This is a genomic window from Amycolatopsis sp. NPDC114504, assembly GCF_055633595.1.
This window is the reverse complement of the sequence record NZ_JBVKDU010000002.1, coordinates 1,660,044-1,683,571: the sequence shown is the minus strand read 5'-3', so window position 1 is coordinate 1,683,571 and position 23,528 is coordinate 1,660,044. Positions and strand designations below refer to the sequence as shown.

24 protein-coding genes are annotated in these 23,528 nt (G+C 71.5%); 16 read left to right on the top strand and 8 right to left on the bottom strand.

Translation table 11 applies throughout. The features are described 5' to 3' along the window. Positions 1–19: 19 nt before the first annotated feature. From ACZ7PG_RS20005 to ACZ7PG_RS19990, 4 genes are all read left to right on the top strand, one after another. Entirely contained in the window at positions 20–715 is a 696-nt protein-coding gene (locus ACZ7PG_RS20005; protein ID WP_470240814.1) for a GntR family transcriptional regulator, read from the top strand. After that, the gene (locus ACZ7PG_RS20000) at positions 712–1,617 is read left to right on the top strand and encodes a dihydrodipicolinate synthase family protein (RefSeq protein ID WP_470240507.1); all 906 of its coding nucleotides are present in this window, start codon (positions 712–714) and stop codon (positions 1,615–1,617) included. The genes ACZ7PG_RS20005 and ACZ7PG_RS20000 overlap by 4 nt, the downstream gene beginning before the upstream one ends. 457 nt (positions 1,618–2,074) lie before the next feature. Continuing rightward, entirely contained in the window at positions 2,075–3,106 is a 1,032-nt protein-coding gene (locus ACZ7PG_RS19995; protein ID WP_470240506.1) for a fatty acid desaturase family protein, read from the top strand. Next, on the top strand, positions 3,103–3,285 hold the full coding sequence (locus tag ACZ7PG_RS19990) for an RGCVC family protein (RefSeq protein ID WP_470240505.1): 183 nt from the start codon (positions 3,103–3,105) through the stop codon (positions 3,283–3,285). Before ACZ7PG_RS19995 ends, ACZ7PG_RS19990 begins: the two co-directional genes overlap by 4 nt. A 245-nt stretch (positions 3,286–3,530) precedes the next feature. Here ACZ7PG_RS19990 and ACZ7PG_RS19985 read toward each other — a convergent pair whose 3' ends face one another. Beyond that, on the bottom strand, positions 3,531–4,514 hold the full coding sequence (locus ACZ7PG_RS19985) for an RNA polymerase subunit sigma-70 (RefSeq protein ID WP_470240504.1): 984 nt from the start codon (positions 4,512–4,514) through the stop codon (positions 3,531–3,533). A gap of 197 nt (positions 4,515–4,711) precedes the next feature. Between ACZ7PG_RS19985 and lysA the strand changes: the two genes are divergently transcribed. After that, positions 4,712–6,055: a diaminopimelate decarboxylase gene (lysA, locus tag ACZ7PG_RS19980; protein WP_470240503.1), complete on the top strand. Its 1,344-nt coding sequence runs from the start codon at positions 4,712–4,714 to the stop codon at positions 6,053–6,055. On the opposite strand, the gene ACZ7PG_RS19975 is transcribed toward lysA, so the two are convergent. Further along, positions 6,033–6,653: a TetR/AcrR family transcriptional regulator C-terminal domain-containing protein gene (locus tag ACZ7PG_RS19975; RefSeq protein ID WP_470240502.1), complete on the bottom strand. Its 621-nt coding sequence runs from the start codon at positions 6,651–6,653 to the stop codon at positions 6,033–6,035. The genes lysA and ACZ7PG_RS19975 overlap by 23 nt on opposite strands. A 62-nt stretch (positions 6,654–6,715) precedes the next feature. Here ACZ7PG_RS19975 and ACZ7PG_RS19970 point away from each other — a divergent pair, with 62 nt between their 5' ends. Then, positions 6,716–8,077 carry an FAD-dependent monooxygenase gene (locus tag ACZ7PG_RS19970; RefSeq protein WP_470240501.1) on the top strand — a complete coding sequence of 454 codons (1,362 nt, stop codon included), beginning with the start codon at positions 6,716–6,718 and terminating at the stop codon, positions 8,075–8,077. A 193-nt stretch (positions 8,078–8,270) separates the two neighbouring features. Next, on the top strand, positions 8,271–8,747 hold the full coding sequence (locus ACZ7PG_RS19965; RefSeq protein WP_155547955.1) for an Lrp/AsnC family transcriptional regulator: 477 nt from the start codon (positions 8,271–8,273) through the stop codon (positions 8,745–8,747). Between the two features lie 40 nt (positions 8,748–8,787). Here ACZ7PG_RS19965 and helR read toward each other — a convergent pair whose 3' ends face one another. Further along, positions 8,788–11,037 (bottom strand): RNA polymerase recycling motor ATPase HelR, encoded by a 2,250-nt coding sequence (gene helR, locus ACZ7PG_RS19960; RefSeq protein WP_470240500.1) that lies wholly within the window; start codon positions 11,035–11,037, stop codon positions 8,788–8,790. Between the two features lie 118 nt (positions 11,038–11,155). Here helR and ACZ7PG_RS19955 point away from each other — a divergent pair, with 118 nt between their 5' ends. Beyond that, entirely contained in the window at positions 11,156–11,539 is a 384-nt protein-coding gene (locus ACZ7PG_RS19955) for a VOC family protein (RefSeq protein ID WP_470240499.1), read from the top strand. Here the strand turns inward: ACZ7PG_RS19955 and ACZ7PG_RS19950 are convergent. Beyond that, positions 11,515–12,003: a DUF6328 family protein gene (locus ACZ7PG_RS19950; protein ID WP_470240498.1), complete on the bottom strand. Its 489-nt coding sequence runs from the start codon at positions 12,001–12,003 to the stop codon at positions 11,515–11,517. The two genes, ACZ7PG_RS19955 and ACZ7PG_RS19950, sit on opposite strands and share 25 nt — an antisense overlap. Positions 12,004–12,032: 29 nt before the next feature. Next, positions 12,033–12,992, bottom strand: coding sequence for a helix-turn-helix transcriptional regulator (locus ACZ7PG_RS19945; RefSeq protein WP_470240497.1), 960 nt, complete (start codon positions 12,990–12,992; stop codon positions 12,033–12,035). Positions 12,993–13,143: 151 nt separating this feature from the next. Between ACZ7PG_RS19945 and ACZ7PG_RS19940 the strand changes: the two genes are divergently transcribed. Beyond that, entirely contained in the window at positions 13,144–13,758 is a 615-nt protein-coding gene (locus ACZ7PG_RS19940; RefSeq protein ID WP_470240496.1) for a GNAT family N-acetyltransferase, read from the top strand. Positions 13,759–13,762: 4 nt separating this feature from the next. On the opposite strand, the gene ACZ7PG_RS19935 is transcribed toward ACZ7PG_RS19940, so the two are convergent. From ACZ7PG_RS19935 to ACZ7PG_RS19925, 3 genes are all read right to left on the bottom strand, one after another. Beyond that, complete coding sequence (locus ACZ7PG_RS19935) at positions 13,763–14,155, bottom strand: TIGR03667 family PPOX class F420-dependent oxidoreductase (RefSeq protein ID WP_470240495.1); 393 nt, start codon at positions 14,153–14,155, stop codon at positions 13,763–13,765. Positions 14,156–14,223: 68 nt separating this feature from the next. Next, entirely contained in the window at positions 14,224–16,176 is a 1,953-nt protein-coding gene (locus ACZ7PG_RS19930) for a DUF2339 domain-containing protein (protein WP_470240494.1), read from the bottom strand. Positions 16,177–16,221: 45 nt separating this feature from the next. Next, entirely contained in the window at positions 16,222–17,184 is a 963-nt protein-coding gene (locus tag ACZ7PG_RS19925) for a Gfo/Idh/MocA family protein (RefSeq protein WP_470240493.1), read from the bottom strand. A 97-nt stretch (positions 17,185–17,281) separates the two neighbouring features. On the opposite strand from ACZ7PG_RS19925, the gene ACZ7PG_RS19920 reads away from it, so the two are divergent. The 7 genes from ACZ7PG_RS19920 to ACZ7PG_RS19890 all read left to right on the top strand — a co-directional run bounded on the left by ACZ7PG_RS19920 (position 17,282) and on the right by ACZ7PG_RS19890 (position 23,521). Next, positions 17,282–17,674 (top strand): hypothetical protein, encoded by a 393-nt coding sequence (locus tag ACZ7PG_RS19920; RefSeq protein ID WP_155547965.1) that lies wholly within the window; start codon positions 17,282–17,284, stop codon positions 17,672–17,674. 46 nt (positions 17,675–17,720) lie between these two features. Beyond that, positions 17,721–18,851, top strand: coding sequence for a tRNA dihydrouridine synthase DusB (dusB, locus tag ACZ7PG_RS19915; RefSeq protein WP_470240492.1), 1,131 nt, complete (start codon positions 17,721–17,723; stop codon positions 18,849–18,851). Between the two features lie 295 nt (positions 18,852–19,146). After that, complete coding sequence (locus ACZ7PG_RS19910) at positions 19,147–19,800, top strand: VC0807 family protein (RefSeq protein WP_470240491.1); 654 nt, start codon at positions 19,147–19,149, stop codon at positions 19,798–19,800. 32 nt (positions 19,801–19,832) lie between these two features. Next, on the top strand, positions 19,833–20,525 hold the full coding sequence (locus ACZ7PG_RS19905; RefSeq protein ID WP_470240490.1) for a GntR family transcriptional regulator: 693 nt from the start codon (positions 19,833–19,835) through the stop codon (positions 20,523–20,525). Continuing rightward, on the top strand, positions 20,522–21,541 hold the full coding sequence (locus tag ACZ7PG_RS19900) for an ADP-ribosylglycohydrolase family protein (RefSeq protein ID WP_470240489.1): 1,020 nt from the start codon (positions 20,522–20,524) through the stop codon (positions 21,539–21,541). Before ACZ7PG_RS19905 ends, ACZ7PG_RS19900 begins: the two co-directional genes overlap by 4 nt. A 16-nt stretch (positions 21,542–21,557) precedes the next feature. Continuing rightward, positions 21,558–22,997 carry a purine-cytosine permease family protein gene (locus ACZ7PG_RS19895; RefSeq protein WP_470240488.1) on the top strand — a complete coding sequence of 480 codons (1,440 nt, stop codon included), beginning with the start codon at positions 21,558–21,560 and terminating at the stop codon, positions 22,995–22,997. Continuing rightward, positions 22,994–23,521 carry a cysteine hydrolase family protein gene (locus ACZ7PG_RS19890; RefSeq protein WP_470240487.1) on the top strand — a complete coding sequence of 176 codons (528 nt, stop codon included), beginning with the start codon at positions 22,994–22,996 and terminating at the stop codon, positions 23,519–23,521. Before ACZ7PG_RS19895 ends, ACZ7PG_RS19890 begins: the two co-directional genes overlap by 4 nt. The last annotated feature ends 7 nt before the right edge of the window (positions 23,522–23,528 follow it).

The window sequence follows — 23,528 nt, the reverse complement described above, 5'->3', positions numbered from 1 at the left end:
TATCAGATCGGACATGCCAGTGGCGAGCACTTCTTCGGCCAGGAGGCCGCCGCCGCCCGTCTCGCGCACGGATTTCGTGCGCGACGCGATCAAGGAATCGATCTTGAGCGGGGAGTTCGGACCGGGCGAAACGCTCGTCGAAGCCGAGGTGGGCGCCCTGCTCGGGGTGTCGAAGACGCCGGTGCGCGAAGCACTGCGAATCCTGGCCGGTTCCGGTTTGGTCACGATGAGCACGTACAAGGGCGCCGCGGTCCGGGTCATGGACGCCGAGAGCGCGCTCGCCGTGTACGACCTGCGGGCGCTCCTCGAGCCCGAAGCCGTCCGACGCGCTGTCGAGCGCGGAGCGGACTTCGGCGAAGCGCGGGACGTCCTGGCCGACGTCGGCACCGGTACCGCGGCCGCCGACCGCGCCAAAGCCAGCCTGACCAACCGGCTGTTCCACCGCGCGCTCTACTCCGGGTGCGGGAACCCGTTGCTGGTCGAGATCCTGGACGGCCTGCGCGACCAGGCCGCGCTGATCACCGTCACCGGCTGGGGCATCAGCCCGACGTGGCGGGGTGAGGCGGCCGAGCACCGGGCGATCCTGACCGCCGCCGAAAGCGGGAACGCCCGGCAGGCCGAACACCTGCTTCGCCGGCACATCACCGATTTCATCGACCGGGTCGCCCGTGGGCTGCCGGAAGAAGACAGCACCGAAACGAAGGGGGCCCGATGACGTTCGAGCAGCAGAGGCGGCGGCTTTCCGGGGTGGTGGCCATCCCGGTCACGCCGTTCGACGCCGAAGGTGCCGTCGACGGGCAGACGTACGCGAAGCTCGTCGACCGGCTGGTCACCGGCGGAATCGAAGTCGTGACGCCGAACGGGAACACCGGCGAGTTCTACGCGCTGGACGCGGCGGAAGCCCGGCAGTGCCTGGAAGTCACCGTCGAGGCCGTGGCCGGCCGGGCCAGCGTGCTCGCCGGGATCGGTCACGACGTCACGTCCGCGACGCGGGCGGCCGCGCACGCGCGGGACGCCGGGGCCGACATGATCATGATCCACCAGCCCGTGCACCCGTACATCTCCGGCGACGGCTGGGTCGACTACCACGCCGCGATCGCGGCCGCGGTGCCCGAACTCGGCGTCGTGCTCTACGTCCGCAACCCGGCGATCGCCGGCGAGCAGCTGCACGCCCTCGGCGAGGCGGCGCCGAACGTCATCGGCGTGAAGTACGCCGTGCCCGACCCGGTGCGGTTCGGCTCGGTCGCGCGGGACGCGGGCTTCGGGCGGTTCGTGTGGATCGCCGGTCTGGCCGAACTGTCGGCGCCCGGCTACTTCGCCGTCGGCGCCACCGGTTTCACTTCGGGACTGGTGAACGTCGACCCGGCGATCTCGCTGGAGATGTTCCGCGCACTGTCCACAGGGGACTATCCGGCCGCGATGACCGTCTGGGAGCGGATCCGGCCGTTCGAAGAGCTTCGCGCCGCGAACGGGAACGCCAACAACGTCAGCGTCGTCAAGGACGCGCTCGGGCAGCTCGGCCTGTGCCGCCCCGACGTCCGGCCGCCGAGCCGGTTGCTGACCGCCGCCGAACGCGAACGACTCTTCGGTTTGCTCGCGTCGTGGGGACTTTCGTAAGGAGGGCGGTCCGCCGGCGGGCCGGGACGCGAAGTCCCGGCTCACCGGCGAGCCACTCGGCAGACGCCGATCCGGCGGAGACCTCGTTGCCGCAACCCAAATGGGCGCCCCGGGCGTCGCTCTGCGCGACTGCGGGCGGCTGCTCGCCGGCCGAACGGCCGACATGGCTGCGTGGCGAACGGGTTCGGAACCCGGTCCGACTCCTGTCCCCGGCCGGCATTCTCCGACCGGAAGTCACGGGGTGTGCGGAACGTCACCGTCATCCCGTTGTGGCTGACTGTACACCTCATCGGTGGTCCGCGGGCGATTGTCTTCGGCCGTCGGGGATGGGACGCTGTAGCCATGCCGCGGAGCGAACCCGCGGTCAGGCCGCAGAGCCCTTATTCGGGATCGGGTCCGGCGCGCAAAGCCGGAAGCCGTTGCTGGACAAGCATTTCAGCTGACCAGAACGGCGGACATGACTTCGCTTCAGGCACCGGAAATATCGCACGGCAGTGACTTCGCCGAGCTCTCGAGGCTCATCAAGGACGCCGGTCTCCTCCGGCGGCGCCGCCGGAACTACGCGGTCCGGATCGGGCTCAACCTCGCCGCGTTCGGCGGCGGCTGGGTCGCCTTCGCCTACCTCGGCGACTCGTGGTGGCAGCTCTTCCTCGCGGCGTTCTTCGCGATGATGTTCGCGCAGCTGTCGTTCATCGGCCACGACGCCGGCCACAAACAGATCTTCCGCACCCGCCGCGCGAACGACGCCACCGGGTTCGTCCACGGTGGACTCACCGGCTTGAGCTACGGCTGGTGGGTCGGCACGCACGCGCGTCACCACGCCAACCCGAACAACGAGGACGAGGACCCGGACGTCGACATCGCCGCGCTCGCGTTCAGCAGGGCGCAGAGCTCGCAGAAGCGCGGCTTCCTGCGCTGGGTGGCGAAGTACCAGGCGTTCCTGTTCTTCCCGCTGCTGCTGCTCGAAGGCCTGAACCTGCACGTCTCGAGCGTGAAGGCCGTGCTGCGCAAGGATATTCGCCGCCGCAAGCTGGAGTCCGCGCTGCTGGTCGCGCACCTGGTGGCGTACCTCGCCGCGGTGTTCATCGTGCTGTCGCCGCTGACCGGGATCATCTTCATCCTGGTGCACCAGTTCCTGTGGGGCCTGTACATGGGCTGTTCGTTCGCGCCGAACCACAAGGGCATGGAGATGCTGGTCGCCGGGCACAAGCTCGACTTCCTGCGCAAGCAGGTGCTGACGTCCCGCAACATCCGCGGCGGCCCGGTCGTCGACTTCGCCCTCGGCGGGCTGAACTACCAGATCGAGCACCACCTGTTCCCGAGCATGGCCCGCCCGAACCTGAAGCACGCGCAGGTGATCGTCCGCGAGTTCTGCGAGCGGCACGGGATTTCCTACGCACAGTGCGGCTGGGCCCGCTCATACGGCTACGTGCTCGAGCACCTCCACTCGGTGGGCGAACCGTTGCGGACGAAGAAGGCGCCGGCATGACGGCCCCGGCGCCCGACGCACCCGAGGTGGAGCAGGCCGAAGCACGCTGCCCGAACTGCCCCCACCCCGTGGAGGCGCACGACGCGATAGCCCGCCGCTACTGCGCGGCAACGGCGGCAGGCCAGGGCGCCGACCGCGGCTGCGTGTGCGGCACGGCGGCGGACCACAAGGCGCACTGACCGAACTCGGCCGGCAAAGGACCGCGCGGCGGCAGAAGGGCTGCGCGCATCGGCCGACGCCTTCCGACGCTCGACGCTCGCATTTCACTCGCCTCCGGCAGCCGGCACTCACCTTCCGGCAGCCGGATGCGCGACCCACGCTCGCCCTCGGGCAGCCAGCAGGCGCGCCCTCACTCGCCTTCCGGCAGCCATGCGCGTGGCCACTCGCCCTCGGGCAGCCGACAGGCGCGGCCACGCTCGCCTTCCTACGGCGCGTCGGGCAGCACGTCCGGCAGTCCGAATGCGCCGAGCACCGCCGGGACGAACGTCGTCACCTCGGCGACCCGGCCGTCGACCACCCGCAACGTGTTCAGCCCGAACGCCCGGAACCGACCGTCGTGACGCAAGTACGTTGCCACGGCCGGGCCGCCGTTCGCGCTGACCGGCAGCATTCGCAGCTCCATCGCCTTCGGCCCGTGCAACACCGGCGCCCAGCCTGCGAGGACCGTTGCCAGGCCGCCGTACCAAGTCGGCTCCGGGCCGTCGTGGCCGCCCGCTCCCGGCTGGTGGCTGCAACGGATGTCCTCGCTGAGCACCGCCGCGATCGCCTTGTCGTCCGCCGTCGTCAAAGCGGAGATGTAGCGCGCGACGACTTCGCGCTCTTCGCCGCTCGAAGAGTCACGCCACTCCGTACGTCGCGAAGGCAGCTGTTCCTTCAACTCCGCCCGAGCGCGCTGAAGCGAGCTGTTCACCGAAGCCGGGGTTGTCGACAACGCCGTCGCTGTCTCCTTCGCCGACCAGCCGACGACGTCGCGAAGGATCAGCACGGCGCGTTGCCTCGGCGAGAGGTACTGGACCGCCGCGAGGAACGCCAGCTCGACCGTCTCCCGGGAAATCGCCGTCTCGAGGACGTCGTCCGGGGCCGGCTGCAACCACGGGACGGCCGCCGCCGGGCGCGGGGCCAGGTGCGAGCCGGACGCCACCGGCAGGTCCGGAGAAGGAACCTCCCGCACGAACCGGTCGAGGAAGTCGAGGCACGCGTTCGTGGCGATCCGGTACAGCCAGGCCCGCACGCTCGCCCGCCCGGCGTACTGGTCACGCCCGCGCCACGCGCGCAGGAACGTCTCCTGCACCAGGTCCTCGGCCTCGTCGAGCGACCCCAGGAACCGGTAGCAGTGCACCCGCAGCTCCCGGCGGTGCCGCTCGGTCAGTTCGGCGAACTCGGTCTCGTCCATCGTGTCGGTAACCATGCCCCGTGTGACGGCGGCCGGCGCGGAAACTCAGCTCTGCGCAGGTCAACCGGGGTGTGGCCGAAGTTACTCGCGCGTCAACAACACGTAAGCGGCCGGCGGGAACCCGTCAGGACGGCATTCACGGGGGACGCGCCGCAAAGGGGACAGCGGTGTCCTGAGCGAGTCCGATCCGCCGTGATGCCCGGAGGCACACCGTGACGCTCAGCGAGCTTCTTCCCAGCCTCGGCTGCGAAGCCGCCGATCACCTCGAGCCAGGAGTCTGGCCGCGAAGCACCCGACTCGGCGAAGACGGCGAACTCCTCTTCGCCGGCGCGCGGGTCAGCCACCTCGCCGCCCGCTTCGGGACGCCGTCCTACCTCATCGACGAGCAGCAGGTCCGCGACACCGCGCGCGAGTACCGCGAAACGCTCCCAGACGTCGAAGTCGCGTACGCGAGCAAGGCTCTGTGTACGCGCTCTGTGCTGCGCTGGGTCGCCGAAGAGGGGTTGTCGCTCGACACCTGCTCCGCGGGCGAGATCGCTGTCGCCCGCGGAGTCGGCTTCCCCGCGGAGCGCATGCTGCTGCACGGCAACGCGAAGACGCCCGAAGACCTGAAGGCCGCTCTCGCGTACGGCGTCCGCCGGATCGTGGTCGACTCGCTCGACGAGATCGAGCAGCTCGGCGCGCTCGCCCACGGCGCGCAGCAGGTGATGGTCCGGGTGACGCCGGGCGTCGCGGCCGGCGCGCACGCCGCCATCAGCACCGGCACCGAGGGCCAGAAGTTCGGCTTCTCGCTGCTCGACGGCGTCCCCGACAACGTCGACGCGGCCGTGAAGGCCGTACGAGACCAACCCGGGTTGCGGCTCGCCGGCCTGCACTGCCACATCGGCTCGCAGGTCACCCGCGTCGACCGCTACGAAGCCGCCGCGCGCCGGATGGCCGAGGTGCTCGTCCGGATCCGCGACACCCACGGCGTCACGCTGCGGGAGCTCGACCTCGGCGGCGGGCACGCGGTGCCGTACGTCGGCGGCGAGCCCGCGTTCGACCTCGGCGGCTACTCGCGACGCCTGCGCGTGGCGCTCGCCTATGCATGCGCGAGCCACGACTTTCCCTTGCCCCGCTTGACGATCGAGCCGGGCCGGGCGCTCGTGGGGCCGGCCGGGATCACGGTGTACCGGGTGTGCGCGGTCAAGCGCGGCAGCCGCACGTTCGTCGCGGTCGACGGCGGCATGAGCGACAACGCGCGACCGTCGCTGTACGGCGCCCGCTACACGACGCGCCTGGTCGGGCGCCGCTCCAGGGAAAAGCGCGTCCCGATGACCGTCGTCGGGAGGCACTGCGAATCCGGTGACGTCCTCGCCGACGGCATCCTCCTGCCCGGCGACCTGCATGCGGGCGACCTCCTGGCCGTGCCGTGCACCGGCGCGTACCACCACTCGCTGGCCTCGAACTACAACCAGGTCGGGCGGCCGCCGCTGGTCGGCGTCCGGGACGGCGTCGCGACGCTGCTGGTGCGCCGCGAAACCGAGGAGGACCTCAGCCGTCGCGATCTGGGCTGACGGCGTCGAGGCCGGCGAGCAGCACGCCGAGCGCGTACCGGAAGTCGTCCTCGACCGTCGAGCCGGCGCGTTCACGCAGGCCACGGGCCATCAGCGGGAAAGGGAACGAAGGCGATGCGATCACCGTGGCCTCCTCGGAAGGCGACGGCCGCGTCTGGTCCTCGACGGCCCGGCCGAGCACGAAGTGCACCAGCACCCCGGCCGCGCGGGTGGCCTCGCCCAGCGGGAAACCCGCGTCGTGCAGCACCCCGACCGCGCGCTCGGCGAGTTCGCCGAGCGCGCGGGCCGTGGTGAGGTCGGCTCCCAGCGCGACGCGAGCGCCGTCGCGGTGCGCGAGCAACGCCGCGTGCAGCGCGAAGCCCGCGTCTTCGAGCCACTTCAGCCACGGCCCACCGGACGGCAGCCCGGCGACGACCGGCGCGACGATCGCGTCCGTGAGGTGGTCGAGCAGCGCGCGCTTGCTCTTGAAATGCCAGTACAACGCGGGGGCCTTGACGTCCAGCTCGGTGGCCAGCCGCCGCACGGTGAGCTTGTCGAGACCCTCGTCTTCCAGCAGTTTCAGCGCGACGCGCACCGCGTCGCCGACTTCCAGCGGCATGGCCCTCCTTGACGCCTTAACTAGTTAAGGACACTATCACCTTAACAAGTTAAGGAGAAAGCATGGATGCCGACGTGATCGTCGTGGGCGCGGGCCCGGTGGGCCTGTTCCTCGCGGCGGAGCTCAAGCTGGCGGGCGCCGAGCCCCTGGTCCTGGAGCGCCTCGAGACACCTTCCGAAGAACCGAAGTCACGCGGCCTGGGCACACTGGCGACCGAAGCGCTGTGGCGACGGGGGCTGGGTCCTCAGCTCGCCGAGGCCGACGTCGCGGGTACGAAGGACCTCGCGCGCGACCACGGCAGCACCCGCGGCCATTTCGCCAACATCTTCAAGATCGTCCCCAGCGAAGACCGCCCTCGCACGAACATCTGGCAGCCGGAGCTGGAACGGGTCCTCGCGAAGCACGCCGAAGGCATCCGGATCCTGCGCGGGCACGAGGTCACCGCACTGGAGTCCGATGTGGACGGTGTCACCGTGACCGCCGGGAAGACGTGGCGTGCCAAGTACGTCGTCGGCTGCGACGGCGGCCGCAGCACGGTCCGCAAGCTGGCCGGGTTCGCCTTCCCCGGCACGCCGGCACTGCTGCGCACGGTCGCCGGCCAGGCGCGGTTCGCCGGCGACGTCCCGCCGAGCGGACGGCACGACGGCGGCACCTTCCTCCACGGCGGCAGCATGGTCGGGATCACCGAGCCCGCGGCGAACCCGGAACCGGTCACCACCGACGACTTCGCCGCGAGCATCCGGCGGATCACCGGTGCCGACGTCGTCGTCGAGGAGTTCCGGGAGGAACGGCGGTTCGGCGACCAGGCCCGCCAGGCCGGCGACTACCGCCGCGGCCGCGTCTTCCTCGCCGGCGACGCCGCGCACGTGCATTCGCCGAGCGGCGGGCAGGGCCTCAACCTCGGCATTCCGGACGCGGCCAACCTCGGCTGGAAGCTCGGCGCCGTTCTCCGCGGCGACAAACCCGAGGCGTTCCTCGATACGTACACGCGCGAAAGGCACCCAGCCGGCGAAGCGGTGCTACGCAACACACGCGCGCAGTCGGCGTTGCTGGCGCCCGGCCCGCACGTCGACGCGTTGCGCGAGATCGTCGGCGAAGTGCTGGACCTGCCGGAGGCGAACCGGTACTTCGCGGACCTCCTGTCCGGCGTCCGCGAACGCTACGACTTCCCTTACCCCGCACCGGCACCGGCCGGCGAGCACTGCCCGGACCTCGAACTCGTCGACGGCGACGGCCGCACGACCCGGCTGCACGAGCACACCCGCACCGGTCGCGGCCTCCTGCTGACCGCGGCGCACGCGGCCGACCCGCGCGTCGACGTCGTGCCGGTGACGAACACCGGTCCGCTGCTGCTCCGGCCGGACGGGGTGATCGCCTGGGCGGGCGACGGGCCGCTCGCCCTCGCGCTCGACACCTGGTTCTAGATCGGCGGGTTCGCGCGCGCCCGAAGGCGCCTCGGAATGACTCGTGAGTTTCCTCCACAGCCACCGATTCCTCGGCAAATCACGATCCTGGCGCCGGATCACGTGAAGCTGGCGCAGGGGTCTCGCTTTCTGGTCAGGTCTCGATACGCTGCGCACTTGACAAATCACATGCCGAAACACAGGGAGGGACGGCATGGGTGAAGATTCACGTGCGCGCGGACTGGACAACACGGACAGATCTTTGATCGCCCTGTTGCAGCAGGATGGCCGGGCATCGTTCACCGCGCTCGCGAAGGCGGTCGGGCTCTCGGAGGGAGCCGTCCGGCAGCGCGTGCAACGACTCCTGCGTGACGACCTCATGCAGATCGTCGCGGTGACCGATCCGGTCAACGTCGATCTGACGAGGCAGGCGATGGTCGGGATCAGCGTCGACGGCGCTGATCCGCGCGCGGTCGCCGACAAGCTGTCCGAACTGCCGAACGTGCACTACGTCGTGCTGTGCGCCGGGCGCTACGACCTGCTGGCCGAACTCGTCTGCCGGGACGACGACCACATGCTCGAAGTGCTGGGCGAGGAGATCCGCAAGATCGACGGCGTGTCCGGGACCGAGCTGTTCGTCTACCTGAAGCTCGCCAAGCAGAACTACGCCTGGGGCCGGCTCACGGCGTAGCAACCGGGGATGACGGACCCCACCCGCCATCCCCGGCCGGCTACTGGAACCGGCGGTGACCGGCCCGCGCGGGCACGCCCGCTTCGGCGAGCCCGGCCAGCACCGCCGGGAGCGGATCCCGGTGCAGCACCCCGAGGCGCTGTGTGGCGCGGGTGAGCGCGACGTACAGCTCGGCCGCGCCGCGCGGGCCCTCGGCCAGGATCCGCGCGGGTTCGACGACGAGGACGGCGTCGAACTCCAGGCCCTTGGTCGCCGACGCCGGAACCGTGCCCGGCACCCCGGCCGGGCCGATGACGACACTCGTGCCTTCAACACGGGCTTCTTCGCGGGCGAAATCGTCGATGGCGGCCTGGAGGTCGTCGCCGGTGACACGTCTGGCCCACGGCCGGACCCCGCTGGCCCGCACTGATTCCGGCGCCCGCGTGTCCGGCGCGAACTCCGCGAGCAGCGCGCCGGCGACGGTCATGATCTCCGCCGGCGTCCGGTAGTTCACGGTCAGCTCCCGGTACGCCCACCGGTCGGCGACGTACGGCGCCAGCATCGGCCCCCACGCCGTCGCCCCGGCCGCACCACGGCGTTGCGCCAGGTCGCCGACGACCGTGAACGACCGGCTCGGGCACCGCCGCATCAGCGCCCGCCAGTCCATTTCGGACAGTTCCTGCGCCTCGTCGACGACGACGTGCCCGTACGTCCAGTCGCGGTCGGCGGCCGCGCGCTCGGCGAGGTCGCGGGTGTCGCGCTCGGTGAACCGGTCGGCCAGGTCCTCCGCGTAGAGCAGATCGGTGGCGACCAGGCCGAGGTCCTCGTCCTGCTCCTCGCGGTCCAGCTTGATGAGGTCCATGACGCCTTCGGCGTACTCCGCGTCCTCCTCCGCCTGGCGGCGAGCGGCGGCGCGTTCAGCCGTCTCGTCCCGGCCGAGCAGTCCGGCCAGCTCGTCGAGCAGGGGCACGTCGGAGACCGTCCAAGCCGCGCCGTCCGCGCGGAACAGCGCCGGATCGGCACCGGCGGCCGCGAGTCGGCGGGGTGACATGTACAGCGGTGCCAGCAGCGTTTCCGGCGTCAGCTCCGGCCACAACGCGCCGAGCGCGACGTCGAGGTCCTCGTGCCCGGCCAGCTCGTCGAGGACGTCGATGCGCAGGTCGGCCCACGCGCCGCGGTCCTCCCGGGTCAGCCAGCCCTCGCCGATCAGCGCGACGGCCCGCTCGGCGAGGAGCGCGACGACGTGCTCGCGGAAGACCGCGCCGGCCTCGTTGTGCGGCAGCCCGGACCGGCGCGCTTCGAGCCGGGCCTCGTCCGCGATGCCGGCGTCGAGCTCCACCGTGACGTCGGCCAGCTCGACCGGCACCGGTTCGTCCGGCACCCGTTGCCGGTCGGCGACGGCCGCGGTCAGCACGTCGAGGATCTTCAGCGACCCCTTGAGCTTCGCCACCTCCGGCGGGTCCTCGGCGGTGACGCGCAGGCCGGGCACGAGGTCGCCGGTGGTCAGGAAGACGACGTCCGACTCGCCGAGCGAGGGGAGCACGCGGCCGATGTGGTCGAGGAACAGCGGGCTCGGCCCGACCACCAGCACGCCGCTGCGCGACATCCGTTCGCGCTGCGTGTAGAGCAGGTAGGCCACGCGGTGCAGCGCGACGGCGGTCTTCCCGGTGCCGGGCCCGCCTTCGACGACCAGCACGCCCGCGTGGCCGAGCCGGATGATCTCGTCCTGCTCGGCCTGGATCGTCGCGACGATGTCCCGCATCCCGGCGCCGCGAGGTGCGTTGACCGCGGCCAGCAACGCCGCGTCCCCGCGCTCGCTGAAACATGCCTGGGGGGACGACCCCCCAGACCCCCCGAAATCGTCGGTGTCCGGCCGGCCGAGGACCTCGTCGGTGAAATCGACGACCCGGCGCCCCAGCGTGTGGAACTGACGGCGGCGGCGCATGTTTTCCGGCGTCGCCGCGGTGGCGACGTAGAACGGCCGCGCCGCCGGCGCCCGCCAATCCAGCAGAAGGGGCTCGTAGTCGTTTTCGCCGTCGAAAAGACCGATCCGGCCGATGTACTCCGTTTCGCCCGAAAGGGCGTCCAACCGGCCGAAGCAGAGCCCGTTGTCGGCGACGTTCAGCCGGACCGTCTCCCGGGCCCGGACCCGCACGTCCGCATCGCGCTCCACCAGCGTGGTTCCCGGTTCCCCGAGCGCGTGGCGGTAGCGGGCGCGCGCCTCGTCGCGTTCGCGGTCGAGGCGCGCGTACAGCCCGGTGACGTACGCTCGCTCGGCCCGCAATTCCTCGTCGTACCCCTGGTTTGACAAATTCCCCTCACAGCGGTTAGACTGAAGCTACATTCGATGGGTCTTCCTATTTGTCCGGAAGGCACATCGATTTTTTATTGTCCCCCCACTGTCAAGGCCGCTGTTGTACTGTGCGCGCATGCGGGTATTCCGGCTGATCCAGCCCGTCGACGACATCGAGACCGCGGCCGCCTTCTACGCCGCCGTCCTCGGCCACCCCGGTGAGCGGATCTCGGTCAACCGGCACTACTTCACCTGCGGCGACGTCGTGCTCGCCTGCGTCGAGGCGCCCCTCGAACACCGCGAACCGCGGCCGCAGCGGGACCCGCGGATCGTCTACCTCGCGGTCGAAGACGTCGAGGAGACGTTCCGGCTGGTGCGGGACGCCGGGCCGCGCTGGATCGACGACGCGATCGAGACCCAGTTCTGGGGCGAACGGTCCTTCTACGCGGACGACCCGTTCGGCAACCCGCTCTGCTTCGTCCAGGAGGACACGCTCTACCTGGGCGGGCCCGTCGGCTGAGCGCCGTTCGCGCGGTGGATCCGCAGCGGCATGACGAACCAGAGCATCCCGAAGAGCAGCACGCACAACGCGGCCATGACGACCATCGCGATCCCGCCGTAGACCACCTTCGCGATCAGCGCGACCGTCGACGTGATCGCCAGGGCCAGGCAGACCAGGCCGACCAGCACGAGCCGGTTGCCGACGGTCAGGATCCGTTCCCGGCTGCCCGTGCGGAACAGCAGGCGGTGCCACGCCGCGGGCGCGGTCAGCAGCGCCGTCGCCGCCACCGCGAGCGCCACCGCGGACAGGTGCAGCGACTTCTCGAACCCGCTGGCGTCGTGGAACCGGTCGGTGAACACGACCGAAAGCAGGAAGCCGAAGAGGATCTGCACGCCGGCCTGCGCGACCCGCAGCTCCTGCAGCAGCTCGCCGATGTTGCGCGTCAGCCGCTCATTGCGGGTTTCGCCGGTCTGTTCCGCCACGGGACGACGATACGCGGGCTCCCCGCGGTTCACCCGTTCTCGGCGGCGGCCAGCAGGCGCTGCCCGAGGGCGCGCGCGGCCGCCCGGATCTCCGCGCACCCGACGATCCGGTACGGCGCCGGGATCCTCGCGAGCTGCTCGGCGTACCAGCCGGGGTTGCTGGTGCTGCCGCGCAGGCGGGTCGTCCCGTCGTCGACGCGCTCGAGCTGCCCGGCGGCGCGGGGCAGGCACCGGCGCACCAGGTCGAGGGGCGCGTCGATGACGACCTCGACGTCGTACTCCCAGCCGACGGAGAGGTGTTCCTCGACCATGGCGACCGGGTCGAGGTCGCGGGGTGGCTCGAAGGTGTCGTCGCGGATCTCGACACCGCGGACCCGGTCGATCCGGTACGCCCGGCGCGCGTCCTTCCGGTGGGTGCGGCACAGCAGGTACCAGCGGCCGTGGCGGACGACGACGGCCCACGGGTCGACGTCGCCGGTCCATTCGTTGCCGACCTCGGAGCGGTAGCCGAGCCGGACGCGCCGGTGCTCGGCGCAGGCGTGCACGAGGGCGGCGGTGGTGCCGGGGTCCGGCCGCGCGGCGGCGGCGTCCGGCGCGGGCGCGGCGGTCCGCCGGACGGCCTCGGCCTGCGCGGCGACCGGCTCGGGCAGCGCCTGCACGATCTTGCCGAGCGCGCCGCCGACCAGGGTGGCGGGGTCACCGGCGTCGTGGTGGCCGTCGAGCACGGCCATGACCAGGCCGAGGGCCTCGGCGGGGCTGAACGTCAGCGGCGGCAGCCGCAGGCCGCGCCCGACCCGGTAGCCGCCGTAGGGCCCGCGGACGGAGACGACCGGGATACCGGCCTCGCGCAGGATGCCGACGTAGCGCCGGGCGGCGCGTTCGGAGACGCCGAGCTTGCCGGCGAGCCGGTCGGCGGTGATGCCCGGAGCGGCCTGGAGGAGTTCGAGGGTGCGCAGCGCCCGCGCCGTCGGGCTCGTGTCGTCCGCCATGGGAGTTCTCGATTCCGGAAGTGGATCGTCCGGAATGGATCCTAGGCTCCGCGGTCATGACCAACTCCTACGCGACCCTGGGCGCGGGGCAGCTCCGCGCCAACCTGCTCCGCGAAGCCGTGGACGGCCCGGTGGGCGAGGACGCGCCGGCGTGACGGCGGCCGAAGACGTCACCGTCGTCCCCGCCAACGAGGCGTCGTGGGACGACGTCGCCGCGGTCTTCGGAACCGCCGACTACCCCGCCCGCTGCCAGTGCCAGCGGTTCAAGGTCGCCGGCTGGATCTGGCGCGACTCCACGCGGGAGCAGCGCACCGCCATGCTGCGGACCCAGACCGCCTGCGGCGAGCCGGGCGCCGCCACCAGCGGGCTCGTCGCCTACGTCGGCGGCGAGCCGGCCGGCTGGGTCGCCGTCGAGCCGCGGACCGCCTACCCCAAGCTGCGCGGCACGCGCGTCCCGTGGACCGGCCGCACCGAGGACAAGGACGACGACGGCGTCTGGGCGGTGACGTGTTTCGCCGTCCGCAAGGGTTTCCGCGGCCGCGGCCTCACCTACCCGCTCGCCCGCGCCACGATCGGCTTCGCCCGCGAACGCGGGGCCCGCGCGCTCGAGGCGTACCCGATGATCACCCAGCCGGGCAAGGAGATCACCTGGGGCGAGCTGCACGTCGGCGCCCGCCAGGTGTTCGCGGAAGCGGGCTTCGAGGAGGTCAGCCACCCGACACCGCGGCGCGTCGTCATGCGCGTCGAGTTGTCTACTGTGGACTGACCCGTCACCACCCCCAGGTGCGGTCGGGCACCACGCGGATGCGGACGGAGTACTCGGCGTCGAACCCGCCGGGCTCCTCGAACCCGATGGCGGCGTAGGACGGGCCGTACTTCTCGAGGTACCCGGGCGCTTCGGACGCCTTCCCCTCGTCGACGTGCGCCTTCCCGTTGACGACGAGGATCGCGCCGCCGCTTTCGTTGCCGTTGAGGTGAAAGCTCACCTCGGGGTTGGCTTCGATGTGCCTGAGCTTCGCGGTGTCCGGCTTGCTGAACACCACGATGTCGTCGCCGTCGAGCACGAACCACACCGGCCGCGGCGCGGGCCGGCCCTTCGGCGTGACGGTGGTCAGCCAGCCGATCTTCTCCGCGGCGCGGTCGGCGAGTTTCGGTTCTGCCATCGGTACTGCCCCCTGGTCGTCGGTCGTGTGATCCAGGTAACCACGAGGCACCGACAATTCTTCCCGCGTCAGCGTGACGCGACGAGCCGGGCGTACCGCGCGCCGGCCGCGAGCAGGACCAGTCCGGCGCCGAGGAACGCGCCGACCCGCGCCAGGCCGTCGAGCGCGGACAGGTCGAACAGCACCAGCTTGAGCACGGCGGCGCCGACCAGGACCAGCCCGCTCACGCGCAGCCCGACGACGGCGATGCCGCGCAGCAGCAGCACGAGGGCCGCGATCGTCCAGGACACCGTGATCAGCGCGTGGCCGAGGAGGAAGCCGGCGCGGCCGGGAACGGCCAGCAGCGACGCGCACAGCACGACCCCGGCGGCGCCGTAGAGCGCGGAAACCCCGGCGACGAGCCAGATCGGCAGGTCGTCGGCCGGCCCGCGGAAGACCGTCAGCCGCACCGCCGCCCACGGCAGCGCGACCGAAACCGCGAGGAGCAGCAACGCGACGGCGAGCGCGCCGGCGACGTCACCGGCCGGCCGGATCCGGTACACCATCAGCAAAGCGGGCGTGACGTCGAAGAACACGCCGACCAGGCCACCGATCGTCGCGAAGCCGAGGGCGGCCGCCAGCGCGAACCGGTTGCGGCCGCCCACCGCGGCCACGACGAGCAGCAGGGCCTCGCCCAGCAGTACCGCGGCGCGGGCCGGCCCGTCGAACTGGGTGACCGTCGCCTGCAGGATCGCCAGCAGCCCGGCGAGCCCGGCCAGCTGCCCGGCGAGCCCCGGCCACCAGCGGCGCGTCGCCCAGACGGCCAGGAGGACCACGCCGGCGCCGGCCGCGACGGGCACGGCCTGGACCTTGGGCAGGAGCAGCGCCGCGACCAGTGTCGGGACGATCGCCGTCGCCAGCACGGAAAGCGCGGCGGGGTCATTTTCGCGGCGGCGCAGCACGACCAGCGCGAGCGCGACGCAGACGACACCCGCGCCGAGCGCGGCAGCGGTGTTCTCCCAGGTGCCGTGCCCGACGGCGGTGCTGATGACGGAGGCGAACAGCGGCGGCACCCCGGCGGCGAGCGTCAGCGACGACCAGTCACGGCGCAGCTGCACCGGCGCCGTCGCGAGCTGGACCATCAGCAGGAAGGCGACGAGCTCCGGGGTGAACCCGCGGGTGATCATCGGCGCGCACACGGCACAGCCGACGACGACCACGGAAGCCAGCAGCGGCGAATCCCAGCGCAGGGCGACGAGCAGCCCGCCGACGGCGACCGTGAGGCCCACGGCGAGCCCGGCGAGCACCGGCAGGAAGTCGTACAGCGACGTCGCGGCGACGGCGTCCAGGTACAGCGTCGCGATGCCGGTCCAGGCGAGGGCGAACGCCCCGGTGCGACCGGCGGGCTTGCGGTGCAGCCAGACGCCGGCGCCGGTCAGCGCGAGCCCGAAGGCGGCGCCGACGAGCACGCGCGGCAGCGGCCCGAGCCAGCCCCGCTGGACGGCCAGCACGAGCAGCAGGACGACACCGAGCAGCGTCACGGCCCCACCGACCCAGGCCAGGACGCGGCTGCCGGCGCCTTCTTTGCCGAGCTTTTCGCCGAGCGTCTGGCGCGGCGGAGCGGGCAGGTAGGGCGACGGCGGCGGGACGTAGTGCTGTTGAGGCGGCTGCCAGGGGTTGTGGGGCCACGGCGGCGGCATCTGCGGCGGCTGGGGCCAGGGCTGCGGCTGCGGCTGCGGCTGCTGAGGTTGGGGTTGCGGCTGCTGAGGTTGGGGTTGCGGCTGCTGAGGTTGGGGTTGCGGCTGCTGAGGTTGGGGTTGCGGCTGCTGAGGTTGGGGTTGCGGCTGTTCGGCCTGCTTGGGCTGTTCGGCCGGCTTCGGCTGGCCGGCCTGCTGGGCCTGCTCAGCCGGCTTCGGCTGCTCAACCGGTTTCGGCTGCTCGACTCGCACGGATCGCAGTTCGGAGCCCACCACGGCGAGACGACGCCCCAGGTCGTCGATCTCGCCGGCGAGCCGGAGGAGCACATCTGCCTCGGTGGTCATACCAGACAGAGTCACCCACAAGGGGCGTCCGGCGGATCCGTAGCACTACTCAACCGCGTTGAGTACCTCGTCCATGGTCGTCATGATCGAGACGGTTTCGTCGAGCGGCATGAGCGCGCTCTCGGTCTCACCCGCGGCCAGCAGCCGCGCCACTTCGTCGGCCTGGTGCCGCAGGCCACGACCCTCGTCGAAGTACTCGAAGCGGCTTCGCTCGCCTTCGCGCGGGATGAGCGTGAAGGACGCGGGCGCGTAGAAGGGACCTTCGATCTCGATGCGCGCGTCGGTGCCGACGATGGCCGCGGTCGTCGGCGAAACCGCGCTCAACGTGCAGCTCAGCACGGCCTGCGCCCCGCTCGCGTAGCCGAACAGCATCGACGTCTGCGCGTCGACGCCGGTGAACGCGGGAGTCGCCATGGCGGCGACGCGGTCGGGCGTGCCGAGCACCATCGACGCGAACGAAACCGGGTAGATCCCCAGGTCGAGCAGGGCACCACCGCCCAGTTCGGGCGCGAACAGCCGGAAGGCGGGGTCCTCGGCGAACCACTGCCCGTGGTCGGCCATGACGGTGACGACGTCGCCGAGGCTCGGCAGCAGCTCGCGGACGTGCCGGATGTGCGGCAGGAACCGCGTCCACATGGCTTCCATGAGGAAGAGGTCGCGTTCCCGGGCGAGCGCGACGAGGTCACGCGCCTCGTCGGCGTTCATCGTGAACGGCTTCTCGACCAGCACGGGCTTGCCGGCCTCGAGCGCGAGCCGCGCGTTGCCGTGGTGCAGGGGGTGCGGCGTGGCGACGTAGACGATGTCGACGTCCGGATCGTTCGCGAGAGCTTCGTAGCTGCCGTGCCGGGCCGGGATGCCGCGCTGCTCGGCGAAGGCGTCGGCGCTTTCGGCCGTGCGCGACCCGACCGCGGCGACGACACCGGAGTCCGTCAGCTTCAGATCGTCCGCGAAGGCGCCGGCGATGCCACCGGTCCCCATGATTCCCCAGCGCAGGGGCTTGTCGGTCATGCCGGAACCCTACGGGCAGTGGCGGTAAAACCACGGTGGATACCCGCCGCGCGATCGGGCAGGGTGGTGGTTTCCCGAGTCGAGCGGAGGGCCTGCCGTGCCCCGTCGCCGTGTTCCCGAACGTGCCACGCCCGTCGGCGCCGGCCGGATCTTCCTGCCGGTGATGCTGGTGGTCTTCGGCCTGGGCACGCTGGTGCTCCTGGTCGCCTCGATCAAGGTCCTGGCGGACGACCTCGGCCACGGCGGCGATCCGTCGCCGTGGTTCGTGCTGTCGGTGTTCGCGACAGCGATCCAGCTGCTGGCCGTCGTCGCACTCGGTTTTCGCCGTCGCTGGGGCGCGAAGCTGCTCGCGGCGGCGTTCGTGGCGAGCGTGCTGCTGGACTTCACGGGACTCACCGGGCTGACCACCGGAGCGGTCCTGATCAAGATCATCGCGGCCGGCCTCTTGGCCACCGCGATCCTGGTCCGCTGGGACGACCTCGTCGCCTGACCCGCCCCTGGTCGACGTGATCGACACCACAAGCGACAATGGAGACGTGACCGCCACCCTGAGCAAGCCCGCCCTGAAGATCGGCCCCTACCAGGTCGATCCTCCCGTGGTGCTCGCTCCGATGGCCGGCATCACCAACGTCGCCTTCCGGCAGCTGTGCGCCGAGTACGGCGCCGGCATCTACGTGTGCGAAATGATCACCGCGCGGGCCGTCGTCGAACGGCACCCCGCGACCATGCACATGATGACCTTCGGGGCCGACGAAAAGCCCCGGTCCATGCAGCTCTACGGCGTCGACCCGAAGACCATGGCCGAAGCCGTCCGGATCATCGTCGGCGAAGGGCTCGCCGACCACATCGACTCCAACTTCGGCTGCCCCGTCGCGAAGGTGACGCGCAAGGGTGGCGGGGCCGCGCTGCCGTACAAGCGGAAGCTGTTCGAGGCGATCGTCCGCGAGTCCGCGAAAGCGGCGGGCGACGTGCCCTTCACGGTCAAGTTCCGCATCGGCATCGACGACGACCACCGCACCTACCTCGACGCCGGCCGCATCGCCGAAGCCGAGGGCGCCGCCGCCGTCAGCCTGCACGCGCGCACCGCCGCGCAGCGCTACTCCGGCCAGGCCGACTGGACGAAGATCACCGCGCTCAAGGAGGCCGTCACCAGCATCCCGGTGCTCGGCAACGGCGACATCTTCTCCGCCGCCGACGCCCTGCGCATGGTCGACGAGACCGGCTGCGACGGCGTGGTCGTCGGCCGCGGCTGCCTCGGCCGGCCGTGGCTGTTCGGCGAGCTGGAAGCCGCGTTCGCCGGCCGCCCGCTGCCGACGCCGCCGAACCTGGGCGAGGTGGCCGGCGTGCTGCGCCGGCACGCCGAGCTGCTCATCCAGCACGACGGCGAGACCAAGGCCCTGCGCGACCTGCGCAAGCACATGGCCTGGTACTTCATGAACTTCCCGGTCGGCTCCGAACTGCGCCGCGGCTTCGCGATGGTCTCCGGCCTCCCCGAGCTCGACGACCTGATCGGCCGCCTCGACCACGACGCCCCGTTCCCGGACAACGCCGACGGCCCCCGCGGACGCCAGGGCTCACCGGGCAAGGTCACGCTGCCCCACGGCTGGCTGAACGACCCGGACGACGACTGCGTCCCGGAAGCGGAAGACATGCACTCGGGCGGCTGATCCCGTCTGGACGGCTCGACCAGAAAGCGCTCATCCGCCTTCTGAAGCCGGGGCACGGCGCCAAAGACCGTTCCCCGTGACGGGGAGGCGGCTCAACTGCATGGTCAGCAGCAGGCCCGCGGTTACGGGTGCGAGGAAGACGGCCAGGGTCTGCAGGCCGATGGTGGTGCGCAGGAAAGTCGCCATACCTCTACGACGACGCCGCCGGGCCGAACGTGAGGTCGTGACAACTGTCATCCCTCGATCGTGGCGGATGGCATCTCTGCCGAACCCCGTGCCGCGACAAGCTTTTCGCATGACGAACAACAACGGACTCGGTTCCCTGCTCCAGACCCTCGGTGTCGAGATCGCCGTCCCGCTCGGCGTCTACTACGGACTCCACTCGCTCGGCGTCAACGACTTCGCCGCCCTCGCGCTCTCCGGGGTCTTTCCGCTGGCCAGGACGCTCTTCCAGTTCGCCAAGCACCGCACCCTCAACGGGCTCGCGCTCGTCGTCCTGGTGACCAACGTCGTCGGGATGCTGCTGACCTTCGTCTCCGGGGATGCCCGCATGATGATCGCCAAGGACTCGATCGGGAGCGGGTTCGTCGGGCTCGTCATCCTGATCTCCGCCTTCACCGCGCAGCCGATCATGACGAAGACCCTGCGCCCGTTCCTCACCCACGGCAAGGACGACCACGAAGCCGCGTGGGAGCGCCTGAACCCCAACCCGAGGTTCGCGAAAGTCCTGCGTCGCAGCAGCTTCATCTGGGGTGTCGGGTTCATGCTCGAAAGCGCCGCTCGCGTCGTCGGTGCCTTCACCTTGCCCGTCTCGACCATGGTGTGGCTGAGCACGGTCATCTTCGTGACCTCGTTCGCGGTGATCATGGTGGCCGCCGGGGCCTCCGCGAAGGAAGCCGGCGAGATGGTCGCGCGGGAAGCCGGCGCGAAGCAGCTCGTCGCCGCTTGACCAGCACGAACGCAGCGTGTACAGGTGTGTACATGTACAGCAAGCGGCAGCAGCTCGTCGGCGACCTCTCCGACCTGATCCGCTCGGGTCGGCTCGCCCACGGTGAACGTCTCCCCGGCGAGAACCAGCTCGCCGAGCAGTACCAGGTCAGCCGCGGCACCGTCCGTAGCGCCCTCTCCGAGCTCCAGCAGCTCGAACTGATCTCCACCCAGGCCGGCGTCGGGTCGTTCGTCACCTTCGACGGCGTCCAGCTCGACCAGCGGCTCGGCTGGGCCCGCGCCCTCGCCGACGCCGGCGCGCCCGTCACCACCGAGCTCCTCGGCATCGAGACCGTCGAAGACCGGGACCTCGAAGAAGAGTTCGGCGAGAAGACCTACGTCGCCGTGCGGCGGCTGCGGCGGGAGCACGACCGGGGCGTCTCGCTCGAGACCGCCACCGTCTCCGCCGCCGGCCCGCTCGCCGACCTCCCCGAGACCGGCCTGCGGGACGGCTCCCTCACCAAGACCCTCGAAGCCGCCGGGCGGATCTCCGTCGGCGGCGACCAGTGGATCAGCACCGAACGTCTCGAAGCCGGCGACGCCGAGCTCCTCGGCCGCAGCATCGGCGAGCTCTTCCTCCGCGCCGAACGCACCTCGGTCGACGTCGAGGGCCGGCTCGTCGAGCGCGTCGTCAGCCTGCTGGACCCGGACCGGTTCCAGTTCCACCTCACCTTCGGACACCGGTGAGCGCGCGGGACCGGGCGCTCGGCGCGTTCACCGGGCTCGCCGTCGGCGACGCACTCGGCATGCCGACGCAGTCCATGTCCCGCGCCGCCATCGCCGCCACCTACGGGCCGGTCACCGGGCTGCTCACCGCCGTCGCCGAGCAGCCGGTCGCGCCGTCGATGCCCGCCGGGTCGGTCACCGACGACACCGAGCAGGCCGTCCTGCTGGCCCGGTTGCTCATCGACGGCCGCGGCACCGTCGAGCCGCAGGTCTTCGCCGACGCCCTGCTCATCTGGGAGGCGGACATGATCCGCCGCGGCTCCGCCGACCTCCTCGGCCCCTCCACGAAACGCGCGCTCACCCGCCTCCAGGACGGCGTCCCCGCCGAAGAGGCCGGCCGCACCGGGACGACCAACGGCGCCGCCATGCGCGTCACGCCGGTCGGCATCGCGACCCCCTCCGACGACCTCCACGCGCTGGTCGACGCGGTCGCCGCGACCGCGCGCGTCACGCACAACACCAGCCTCGGCATCGCGTCCGCCGCCGCGGTCGCCGCCGCCGTGTCCGCCGGGGTCGAGGGCGCGAGCCTCTCCGAAGCGCTCGACGCCGGCGAGCGCGCGGCCGTCGTCGGCGGGGAACGCGGGCACTGGGCGGCCGGCGGGGAGATCGCCGCCCGGATCGAGTGGGCGCGCGGCTGGGTGCGGGGCATGGCGCCGGCCGCCGTCGCCGACGCGGTCGCCAGGGTGATCGGCACGTCGGTCGCGTCGCAGGAGTCCGTCGTGGCCGCGTTCGCGCTGGCCGAGGCCATGGGCGACGACCCGCCGGCGGCGTTGCGCCTGGCCGCCGGGCTCGGCGGCGACACCGACACCGTCGCCGCGATCTGCGGCGCGATGCTCGGCGCCGCGCACGGCGTGGGTGCCTTCCGCCCCGACGTCGTCGAGACCGTGCTGTCGGTGAATCGACTGGAATTCGGGCCGCTCGTCGACGAACTGCTCGCTCTGCGGCGGCGGAACGGGCAGAGTCGTAGCACCTACTGACCACAGGGGACGGGCCATGACCGAAACGGGCACCCGGAAGCTCCAGGTGGAGACCAACGGCCTCGACGTGATCGACGACGCCGAGCGGCGCGGCAGGCCGCGGCAGCTGTTCTGGCCGTGGTTCGGCGCGAACGTGTCGGTGCTGGGGCTGAGCTACGGCTCGTTCACCCTCGGCTTCGACATCTCGTTCTGGCAGGCGCTGGTCGCCGGGGTCGTCGGCATCCTGTTCTCGTTCCTGATGTGCGGGTTCATCGCGATCGCGGGCAAGCGCGGATCGGCGCCGACGATGCTACTCTCGCGCGCGGCCTTCGGCGTCCGGGGCAACCGGCTGCCGTCGGCGATCTCGTGGCTGCTCACGGTCGGCTGGGAAACCGTGCTCACCGCCTTGGCGACGCTCGCCACGTCGACGGTCTTCGAACGCCTCGGCTGGGGCGGCGGGACCGCGACGAAGGTAATCGCGCTGGTCGTCGTCGCCGCGCTGACCGTCGCCGCCGGCGTGCTCGGCTTCGACGCGATCATGAAGCTGCAGACGTGGATCACCTGGATCACCGGCGTGCTCACGGTCGTCTACGTCGTCCTGGTCGTCGGTGACGTGCACTGGGACGCCGTCAGCGTGCTGCCGTCCGGCTCGGCGCAGCAGTGGGTCGGCGCGCTGGTGTTCCTGATGACCGGCTTCGGCCTCGGCTGGGTCAACGCGGCCGCGGACTACTCGCGCTACCTGCCGCGGTCGTCGTCGAGCCGCGGCGTGGTCGGCTGGACGACGTTCGGCGCGTCGGTGGCGCCGCTGGTGCTGCTGGTGTTCGGGCTGCTGCTGGCGGGCTCGTCCACCGAGCTGAACGGCGCCATCGCGAAGGACCCGATCGGCGCGCTGACGACGTTGCTGCCGCTGTGGTTCCTGGTGCCGTTCGCGCTCGTCGCGGTGCTCGGGCTGGTCGGCGGCGCCGTGCTGGACATCTACTCGTCGGGGCTGGCGCTGCTGTCGGCCGGGCTGCGCGTGCGACGGCCGGTCGCGGCGTTCGTCGACGGCGTGCTCATGGTGGCGGGCACGATCTACATCGTGTTCTTCGGTGGCGAGTTCCTCGGCCAGTTCCAGGGTTTCCTGGTGACGCTGGGCGTACCGGTGGCGGCGTGGTGCGGCGTGATGCTCGCGGACGTCCTGCTGCGCCGGCGTGACTACGCCGAGCCGGACCTGTTCGACCCGGCCGGCCGCTACGGCGACGTCCGGTGGGGGCCGATCGCGCTGGTCCTGGTGGCGACGGCGCTCGGCTGGGGCCTGGTCACGAACACCGCCGCGGGCTGGCTCCAGTGGCAGGGCTACCTCCTCGAACCGTTCGGCCTCGGCGGGCGCGACGGCTCGTGGGCGTTCGCGAACCTCGGCGTGCTGCTGGCGCTGGCACTCGGTTTCGTCGTCACTTTGCTCACGCGGCAACGGGTCCGCACGCAGGAGGCGGCGTGAGGTCGGTCCTGGCGGTCATCGACCTGCAGAACGTGTTCGCCACCCCGGCGAGCGAGTGGTTCACCCCGCGCTTCGCCGAGGTGCTCCCGCCGATCCACCGCCTGGTGGACGCGTTCGGCGCGGACGTCGTGTTCACGCGGTTCATCGCGCCCGCGCATCCGGAAGGGGCGTGGAAGCAGTACTACGAGCAGTGGCCGTTCGCACTGCGGCCGCCGGATGACCAGCTGTACCAAGTGATCTCCGAGTTCGACCCGCCGTCCACAGTGGACGCGACGACGTTCGGCAAGTGGACCCCGCGCCTGGCGACCCGCGTCGGCGGCGCCCGGCTGGTGCTGGCGGGCGTGTCGACAGACTGCTGCGTGCTGTCGACGGCGCTGGCCGCGGCGGACGCGGGCGTGTCGGTGACGGTGGTGTCCGACGCGTGCGCGGGCGTGGACGACGAGAGTCACGCGAAGGCGCTGGACCTCATGCGGCTGTACGGGCCGTTGGTGAAGGTGGCCACGACGAACGAGGTGCTCGGCTAGGCTCGAC